Source organism: Acinetobacter sp. SM1B (assembly GCF_003289665.1).
GTDB lineage: Bacteria > Pseudomonadota > Gammaproteobacteria > Pseudomonadales > Moraxellaceae > Acinetobacter > Acinetobacter schindleri.
Genome location: NZ_QMBM01000001.1, coordinates 2,449,262 through 2,458,169, shown reverse-complemented (window position 1 = coordinate 2,458,169; position 8,908 = coordinate 2,449,262). Strand labels below are relative to the sequence as shown.

The following is an 8,908-nucleotide window of genomic DNA, read 5'->3' as shown; positions in this document are numbered from 1 at the left end:
CTCATTATTCTAAACACCCCCTGTCAAATGACAGGGGGTGTTTTTTTATGGGAAGGATTTAATCAAATAAATGTTATTTATGTGCCCTTTCGACTGAAACATCACATAAAAATAAACTTGAGAGGCGTATACTGAACCGGTCTAAGGAGCGGATATGTCCCCAAATTTATCTTCAAGCCATATTGAATATGGGTCATCTGCCTTTAAAGCGGTTTTGTTTTCCTTGTTTCTGGCTGGATTTGCAATTTTTTCATCATTGTATTGTGTACAGCCGATGATGCCGATTCTGGCAGACTATTTTCATATCTCTCCTACGCAAAGCAGTTTTCCACTTTCATTTTCTACCATTGCATTAGCTGTTGGCCTGATTTTTACTGGACTCATTTCTGACCGTTTTGGCCGTAAGCCGATTATGGTCTGGTCTTTATTTTCGGTTGCAGTATTGTTGTTGCTGAGTGCTGTATTGCCAGTCTGGTCAGTGTTTCTGGCGACCCGGGTGTTAATAGGTTTAACCGTAAGTGGCGTGGCCGCAGTGGCGATGACCTATATTGGGGAAGAAGTTGCCGCGAAAGATGTTGGTTTTGCCATGGGACTCTATATTTCTGGAACTGCGATTGGCGGTATGAGTGGCCGTTTGCTTGCAGGAGTATTGGTAGACTTTATTTCCTGGCAGTCAGCGACTTTAATCATTGGACTAATTAACCTCTGTATTGCGACAACCTTCTATTTCTTATTGCCTAAATCCAGGAATTTTCAAGCTTATCCTATTAAATTGAGCCGCTTCATTACTGCATTTCAGCATAATCTTAGTGATCCCAAGCTGCGAATCTTGTTCTTACAAGGTTTCATCCTGATGGGCTGTTTTGTTTCAGTCTTTAATTGTCTCAGCTATCGCCTGATTCAGGCACCTTTTGAGCTGTCGCATGTCTGGATTGGGGTAATTTCGGTCACCTATCTGGCAGGAATCTATAGCTCACCTCGTGCGGCGGCATGGAGCCAGAAATTTGGACATTTCCAAGTATTGGTGGCCATGCTTGCCAGTATGTTGCTAGGACTAGTGTTGATGCTAGTCAACAGCTTGGTGCTGATCTTTATTGGTCTGCTCATTTTTACCTTTGCATTTTTTGCTGCACATTCCACGGCCAGTAGTTGGGTGTCTGTGCAATCTTTACAGTATCGTGCTGTAGGATCATCACTCTATTTATTCTGCTACTATCTTGGGTCTAGTGTGCTTGGCAGCTCGAGTGGTCTGGTCTGGGAAAATACCGGATGGTTCGGCCTCAGTTTATTCATCGGTATTATTTTGGTAATTGGTTTATTGGTAGCTCAAAAGTTAAAATCTCAAATAAGCAGGCTAGAAACAGAATAAGCATATATTCCTGATTAAGGTCTTAAAGTCTATATTGTATAAATTATAATCAAGCAACCTCAGCCGAATTCATGCTAAAATGCTCGGCTTTCATCTTTGATCTATTTTTTGATCTTCCATCTGCCAGCCGAGAATTGCTAGCCATGTCTACTGCTTATACCATGCAGACAGCGCCTACAGCGTTGTTTGATTACGACAAATATTGGGCGTCATGTTTTGAACCTGCGCCATTTTTGCCGATGTCACGCGAGGAGATGGATCAACTCGGCTGGGACAGTTGTGACTTTATTTTAGTCTGTGGCGATGCCTATATTGATCATCCTTCATTCTGTTCAGGCATTATTGGCCGTACCCTAGAAGCGCAAGGTTTCCGTGTCGGGATTATTGCGCAGCCAGACTGGACCAATGTTGAAGCCTTCCGTGTATTGGGTAAACCAAACATTGCATGGGGTGTGACAGCAGGTAACATGGACTCGATGATCAACCGTTATACGGCAGATCGCAAGATTCGTTCAGATGATGCCTATTCACCAGACAATCAGCCAAACAAACGCCCAGACCGGGCGGCAACCGTATATTGCCAACGTGTACGTGAAGCTTATCCTGATGTGCCGGTATTACTGGGTGGTATTGAAGCATCATTGCGCCGGATTGCGCATTACGATTACTGGTCAGATAAAGTTCGTCGTTCAGTCTTGATGGATTCAAAAGCCGATTTGTTGATGTACGGTAATGGCGAACGCTCGATTACTGAAGTGATGCACCGTTTGGCCAAGGGCGAAAAAATTTCTGACATCACCGATGTACGTGGTACGGCATTTATCGTCAATAAGCATAACCGTGCTTCTAAAGCTCAGTTTGTTGAAATTGCCTCCAATGATGTCGATGCAATTGGCCGTGTTGATCCAATTATTAACCCTTATGTCATGACTGAAGATATTGAAGGTTGTGAGATTGAACAAGGGAAGGACTCGAGCCAGTACCAAGGTTTCCAAAAAGAACATGTAGCTAATCCGATTGTACGTGAAGGCGACAATTTGGATGAAAATACACAAATCGTGCAGTTACAACCGGCATCGAAAGCGATTAAACATAAATTACCACCGCGTGAATTGGCTGTGATTCGTTTGCCTGCTTTTGAAGAAGTGGTGAATGATCCGGTGCTCTATGCACATGCCAACCGTATTTTGCATCTGGAAACCAATCCAGGGAATGCCCGTGCATTAGTACAAAAGCATGGTGAACGTGACGTATGGTTAAATCCACCGCCAATTCCGTTAACTACGGAAGAGATGGACTACGTGTTTGACCTGCCTTATGCACGTCTACCACATCCATCATACGGTAATGCACGTTTCCCAGCCTTTGACATGATCAAATTCTCTGTGAACATCATGCGTGGCTGTTTCGGTGGTTGTACCTTCTGTTCGATTACGGAACATGAAGGTCGTATTATTCAGAACCGTTCGGAAGAATCGATTCTGCGTGAAGTGGAAAAAATTCGTGATACTGCACCAGGCTTTACTGGCATCATTTCGGATTTGGGTGGCCCAACAGCCAACATGTACCGTTTGGCCTGTAAAGATCCTGAGATCGAAAAGAACTGTCGTAAGCCTTCGTGTGTGTTCCCAGGAGTATGTCAAAACTTACATACCGACCATGCGCCACTGACGCAGTTATACCGTAAAGCACGTGCATTACCAGGTATTAAAAAGATTCTGATCGGTTCAGGTTTACGTTATGACCTTGCGGTTTTAAACCCTGAATATGTGAAAGAACTCGTGACGCATCATGTCGGTGGTTACCTCAAGATTGCGCCTGAGCATACTGAGAAAGGCCCACTGAATAAAATGATGAAGCCGGGCATTGGTACCTATGACCGTTTCAAGCAAATGTTTGATCGTTATAGTAAGGAAGCAGGCAAGGAACAGTATTTAATTCCTTACTTTATTGCAGCGCATCCAGGCACCACGGATTATGACATGATGAACCTGGCGATCTGGCTGAAGAAGAATGGTTTCCGTGCTGATCAGGTACAGACCTTCTATCCGTCACCAATGGCGACTGCAACCACCATGTACTACACCGGTAAAAACCCGCTGGCGAAAGTGGCGCGTTACACTGAAAATGTCGACATTGTGAAAGGTGAGAAGCGTCGTCGTCTGCACAAAGCTTTCTTGCGTTACCATGATCCAAACAACTGGCCTTTACTGCGTGATGCCTTGCGCGAAATGGGCCGTCAGGACCTGATTGGTAATTCGAAACAGCATCTGATTCCGACTTATCAGCCTGCAGGTGTGGATGGTCAGTATCAGTCAGCACGTAAGAAGAACTCGACTGTTGCAGGCGATTCACAGAAACGTACCGGTCAGGCAGGCAATCGTGGACAAGGTCAAAGCCAAGGACAGAACAATCGTCCGAAGAAAGGGCAGATCCTGACCCAGCATACCGGTTTACCACCACGTGAAACCGGTGATGCGAAAAAGCCTTTTGGCGGTTCTAAAGCTAAAGGCAAAACCAAACCAAAAAGTCGTGCCTAAATCACTTAAAAAAGACACTTCGGTGTCTTTTTTATTTTTCTACTGATTTTTTATTAAAAGAAGTCAAATCTCAATTAAAAAATAATTAAACTAAGATATTCATTAGAAAAAACTGTTTAAAAATTACACTTTATCGGAATTGTAAGACAAAAAGAGGAAAATGCTCTTGCTTAAATTTGAGTGGCTGATTTAGAGTGAGAGTGAGAGTGAGTAAGGAACACATTACATTTCCAGTACACGGAATTTTTTAATCTCCCGAAATGTAATGTCCTTATATAAGTTTTGATACCGGATGTTGCAGTATCTAAGCAAATTGGTTGTACCGTGATTTTCGGATGAAAATCGATCTATACTGACGACAATAAAACAAAAACGATTATAAGAATGCAGAAAGGACTAACGCATGACCACCTATATCATAATTGGCAGTTTTCTGCTCTTATGCACCATCCTGATGGCATATAAGAGAGTACAGAATAGCGGCAAGCAGCAAGACAGTGTGTTGAAGCAGCGCGCCATTTTTAACCTGAATCAACAGTTGACTTATACCCGTCTAAAGGAAATTCTGCCAGAGAACATCATTCTGGCCCATGTCTCCTATGATGCGCTGTTGACCACCAAATTTTTTCGTACCCGTAACAAATATCGCAATCTGGTCGCGGACTTTGTGGTTCTAGATCAGGATCATCTGGTTGTTGCCATCGTGGCCGTGGACGATCCGATGATTTTAAAACGCCCACAACAATCCCAGTATCAGGATGCCTTGCTGACTATGGCAGGCTATCGGGTAATCCGTTATGAAGATATTCCGGAATATTATCAGCTGCGCCGTGACTTCCTGAATGAACAGGGTGAGGAGGACAGTTTAGTCAACCCGAATAACCTGACTGCACTAAAGAAGTTTCCACTGTACTCCGCTCTGGGTCGCCCTAAGGTGAAGACAGTGGGTTAATATATCTGGCACAAATAAAAGCATGCAGATCGCATGCTTTTTTATTGGAAGACAAGTTCTATCGGCATTATTCCGGTTTTACTGCGACGACGGTCAGTTCGACCAATACCCTTGGATCATACAACTTGGCTTCTACACAGGTACGCGGCAGGGCCTGAATATCAGCTACCCATGCGTCCCACACTTCATTAAAAGCTGCATAGTCACGCTCAATATCTTTGAGATAAATAGTGACTGACATGATGTGGCTCTTATCTGTTCCCGCATCTGCGAGAAACTGGTCAATAATGTCCAAAGTTTGCCGTGTCTGACCTTTAATATCCAGATCAAAATCACTGGCCAGTTGACCTGCCAGATGAACGAGATTGCCTGAAATCGCGATTTCAGAGAAGCGTTGAGACACGTGCAAACGTTGAATAGTCATGAGTTTAATCCTGAATTTTTGGCATCAGGGCAGCAACCAATGCAGTCAGTAGACAGCCCACAGCAAGATAGATAGCTACATAATGCCATGAACCATCACCCCAAATCACTAAGGAAGCCGCAATCATTGGGGTAAAACCACCACCAATAATACTTGCCACCTGATAACCTACACCGGCGCCACTGTAACGATACTCGGTACCAAACAGTGAGGTAAAGATGGGTTGATGCACACTGACTACCATGTCATGCGCGATATTGGCCAGTAGAATTGAGCCAACAATAATCATCCAGGTATTTTGAGCATCCAGCGCCATAAAGAACGGGAAAGCCGACAAGGCACCGATTAAACCGCCCCAAACACACACGGTTTTATGGTTAATTTTGTCTGAGATCCAGGCAAAGAACGGGATACTGACACAACTAATCGCACCGACCATCAGGGTGATATTCAGGAAGAATTGCTTGTCCATGCCCAGATTATTGGTGGAATAATTCAGTGCAAAATTGGTCACCAGATACATGGTGAGCAGCTCGGTCATACGCAGGGCAATAATGTACAGGAATGCTTTAGGATGCTTGCTGATCGCCTGAAAAATTGGCAGTTTGGTTGGATGTTGCTTGGCTTTAACCACTTTTTCGACAAATTCTTGTGACTCCTCCTGATCACGCCGAATCCACATGGCAATGCCGATCAGCACAATACTGGCAATAAACGGAATACGCCATGCCCAGTCCGAAAATGCCTCTTCACCTAGAGTCGCAATGATTAGTGATACAGCACCCGTAGCGAGAACTAAACCGACGCCATAGCCGACTTGAACGCCACTACTGTAAAAGGCTTTTTTGCCTTTCGGCGCATTTTCAACCGCCATCAGGGCAGCGCCACCCCATTCACCACCGACGGCAAAACCTTGAATGGCACGTAAGGTCACCAGCAGTACAGGCGCCCACCAGCCAATGGCTTCGAAATTCGGCAACAGGCCAATCCCGACAGTAGAAATCCCCATGAGGATGACAGTGAGTACCAGCATTTTTTTACGGCCGAGTTTGTCACCGAAGTGACCAAACACTACACCACCGAGTGGACGGAACAGAAAGCCGACACCAAAGGTTGCCAAGGCGGCTAATGTGCCCATATTGTTGCCAATACTTGGGAAAAATTGATCTTTAAAAATCAGGGCTGCGACAATCCCGTAAAGAAGAAAATCGTACCAGTCGACAACAGCACCAATAAAACTGGAAAGCGCTGCTTTTCGCGCGCGTTGTTCTTGAAAAGAAATTGAATTTGCAGAAGACATGCAGGATAGGATTCCATGGGGACAACAGAGTTGCCCTGTAATATTCGGATTTGATCGTCACGCCAATCACAGGACAGCATGCTGAAAGTAAAGGTGATTTTCAGCATCTCAGCATATACATGGATAATGCATTGCGCGGATAGATTACTCTAAAAACATACAATGGTAAAAATAAAGTTGTTGGCTTTTTAAACTAGTGACTACTTCTTGCTCAGTTTACTTTAAAGCAGGGACAGTTGTGCTTCTTGCTGGCGAGGTGACAGCTGATACACCCCGACACCAATCAGGCGAAATTGCAGGGCTGGATCCAGATGCATATCCTGTAGCAAGAACTGTAACGCCTGATGTAGCTCTAGCGGATTTTTAAGTACGGAACGGAAGCTGCGGCTATGTTGCATGATCTGGAAATTTTTTAGCCTGAGTTTCACGGTAATGCCACGTGCAGTCAGCTGTTTCTTTTCCAGACTGTTCCAGACCTGCTGGATCAGTTGATCCCAGTAAGGGCTGCACTGGCTAAGTAGCAGGTCATCACCAAAGGTGGTTTCCTTGGAAATCTGCTGGCGTTCACGTTCGGTTTCGACCGGGCGTTCATCGATGCCTTGCGCATAGAGATGTAGCCGCTTGCCGTATTTGCCAAAATGCTGAATCAGGACGGCTTCATCCATCTGTTGCAAATCACCCAGCGTTTCCAGATTGAGACTTTTCAATTTTTCCTGCGTAACCTTACCGACCCCGGGGATTTTTTTAAGTGGTAAATCCTGAATAAAGGCCTGTACCTGTGAAGGCTTGATCACACAAATGCCATTTGGTTTGTGCCAGTCTGAAGCAACTTTGGCCAGGAATTTATTTGGTGCAACACCCGCAGAAGCGGTGAGTCTAGTCAGCTGAAAAATGTCTTCACGGATACGCATCGCAACTTCTGTTGCACTGGGGATTTGCAGCAGATTATCAGTCACATCCAGATAGGCTTCATCCAGTGAAAGTGGTTCAATAACTGCTGTATATTTTTGAAAAATCTGATGGATCTGTGAGGAAACCTCACGGTATTTCTGAAAATCCGGTTCAATCACAATCAGCTGCGAACAACGTTTGCGTGCCTGACTCATTGGCATGGCAGAATGCACACCAAATTCCCGGGCTGGATAGGAGGCAGCCGCAACCACAGCCCGTGGATGATGCGAAGCGATCACCACAGGCAAATGTTTTAGTTCCGGACGTTCACGCAGTTCTACCGAGGCGTAGAAAGCGTCCATATCGATATGGATAATTTTACGCATATGCCATCTTAAAAGGCTTTAAGGCACTTGGAAAGATGCTGATTTCAAAAGATTATAGGGTTGACTATTACTCAGTAGCACAACCTGAATCTGTTGCGCTTCAGCCGCTTTGATCAGAATTCGCATACTCTCGGGAGCATTATCGGCAAAGCGTGGCAAAAATTGTAAGGGTTGATCTAGCGGCTGAAAGAAATCATCCCAGTGAATTGGAATGACAATCTTGGGTTTTACCGTTGCCAGTGTTTGTTGCAGATAAGATTTCTGATAATCCTCAGGCTGTCGCGATAGCTGGGCTATGCCTAAAAATAAAATATCGGCCTGAACATTCTTGAACTGTCCCGGAATAAACCCTGTGCTCGCTTTAACCAGAATTCGTTGTCTGTCATGTTCAATCAGATAGTCAAAACTGCCGCCTTCTTTAAATTCGGAAAAACTTGGCAGGCAGTTTCAGTGGTGCTGTAATTTCTTCACCGAGATCATCATTTACGGGTGTTGGAGGCGTATGTGCGGAAGCAAGTGGAGTGACTTTAAACTGTCCCGATCGGAGCGATTGCCCTGATACAGCACGCCGTAGCTGGGAGGCTTTTACCTCTGGATGACTGCGTGCAATATTCAGGCTGCTATTCGATCCGATGATCTGGGGTTGAGGTAACAGGGCAGCCAGTTCAGGAATATCCAGAGCATGATCATAATGGCTATGGGTCACTAAAATCGCCTGTGTCCGATCCAGCTGTTCCTCCTGAATAATCTTCTGAAGTAACCTAGAATCGCTGGAAACCTTAGAACTGAGAACATGCCAAAGACTGGGACGGCTAAAGAAGCCATCAATTAAAATCTGTTCCTGACCATTATCAAACAGCAAGGTTGACACCCCAAAGAAACGGACATTTAAGCCTTCTGCGGATATATTGGATTTGGCTTGCCACGCGTCAAAGTCACGCAGCTAACCTGAAGGTTGGCGTAAATAAGTGCTTATTCCCCCCAGTATGACTACCACTATCAGAATGGTAGTCACGATAATTTTTCCAAGCTTCACAGCTATTTAT

The 8,908-nt window shown here is 44.8% G+C and carries 6 protein-coding genes and 1 pseudogene; 3 read left to right on the top strand and 4 right to left on the bottom strand.

The features are described from left to right. Nucleotides 1-154: 154 nt before the first annotated feature. The 3 genes from C8322_RS11855 (at nucleotide 155) to C8322_RS11845 (ending at nucleotide 4,861) form a co-directional block, all read left to right on the top strand. Nucleotides 155-1,369: an MFS transporter gene (locus tag C8322_RS11855; RefSeq protein WP_111810656.1), complete on the top strand. Its 1,215-nt coding sequence runs from the start codon at nucleotides 155-157 to the stop codon at nucleotides 1,367-1,369. A 143-nt stretch (nucleotides 1,370-1,512) separates the two neighbouring features. Further along, nucleotides 1,513-3,909: a YgiQ family radical SAM protein gene (locus tag C8322_RS11850; protein ID WP_008304965.1), complete on the top strand. Its 2,397-nt coding sequence runs from the start codon at nucleotides 1,513-1,515 to the stop codon at nucleotides 3,907-3,909. A 403-nt stretch (nucleotides 3,910-4,312) separates the two neighbouring features. Beyond that, on the top strand, nucleotides 4,313-4,861 hold the full coding sequence (locus tag C8322_RS11845) for a DUF2726 domain-containing protein (protein ID WP_004810225.1): 549 nt from the start codon (nucleotides 4,313-4,315) through the stop codon (nucleotides 4,859-4,861). A 67-nt stretch (nucleotides 4,862-4,928) separates the two neighbouring features. Here C8322_RS11845 and C8322_RS11840 read toward each other — a convergent pair whose 3' ends face one another. From C8322_RS11840 to C8322_RS11825, 4 genes and pseudogenes are all read right to left on the bottom strand, one after another. Then, nucleotides 4,929-5,285, bottom strand: coding sequence for a RidA family protein (locus C8322_RS11840; protein WP_108675617.1), 357 nt, complete (start codon nucleotides 5,283-5,285; stop codon nucleotides 4,929-4,931). Between the two features lie 4 nt (nucleotides 5,286-5,289). Continuing rightward, nucleotides 5,290-6,585, bottom strand: a complete 1,296-nt coding sequence (shiA, locus tag C8322_RS11835) for a shikimate transporter (RefSeq protein ID WP_008304964.1) — start codon at nucleotides 6,583-6,585, stop codon at nucleotides 5,290-5,292. A gap of 221 nt (nucleotides 6,586-6,806) precedes the next feature. Further along, nucleotides 6,807-7,862 carry a DNA polymerase IV gene (gene dinB / locus C8322_RS11830; RefSeq protein WP_008304963.1) on the bottom strand — a complete coding sequence of 352 codons (1,056 nt, stop codon included), beginning with the start codon at nucleotides 7,860-7,862 and terminating at the stop codon, nucleotides 6,807-6,809. 18 nt (nucleotides 7,863-7,880) lie between these two features. Further along, nucleotides 7,881-8,898: pseudogene (locus C8322_RS11825) on the bottom strand (MBL fold metallo-hydrolase). Nucleotides 8,899-8,908: the final 10 nt, after the last annotated feature.

Bases quoted from the DNA above. Each gene is read 5' to 3' on its own strand.
- C8322_RS11845 (WP_004810225.1), top strand. From the start codon at position 4,313: ATGACCACCTATATCATAATTGGCAGTTTTCTGCTCTTATGCACCATC.
- dinB (WP_008304963.1), bottom strand. From the start codon at position 7,862: ATGCGTAAAATTATCCATATCGATATGGACGCTTTCTACGCCTCGGTA.
- C8322_RS11850 (WP_008304965.1), top strand. From the start codon at position 1,513: ATGTCTACTGCTTATACCATGCAGACAGCGCCTACAGCGTTGTTTGAT.
- C8322_RS11840 (WP_108675617.1), bottom strand. From the start codon at position 5,285: ATGACTATTCAACGTTTGCACGTGTCTCAACGCTTCTCTGAAATCGCG.
- C8322_RS11855 (WP_111810656.1), top strand. From the start codon at position 155: ATGTCCCCAAATTTATCTTCAAGCCATATTGAATATGGGTCATCTGCC.
- shiA (WP_008304964.1), bottom strand. From the start codon at position 6,585: ATGTCTTCTGCAAATTCAATTTCTTTTCAAGAACAACGCGCGCGAAAA.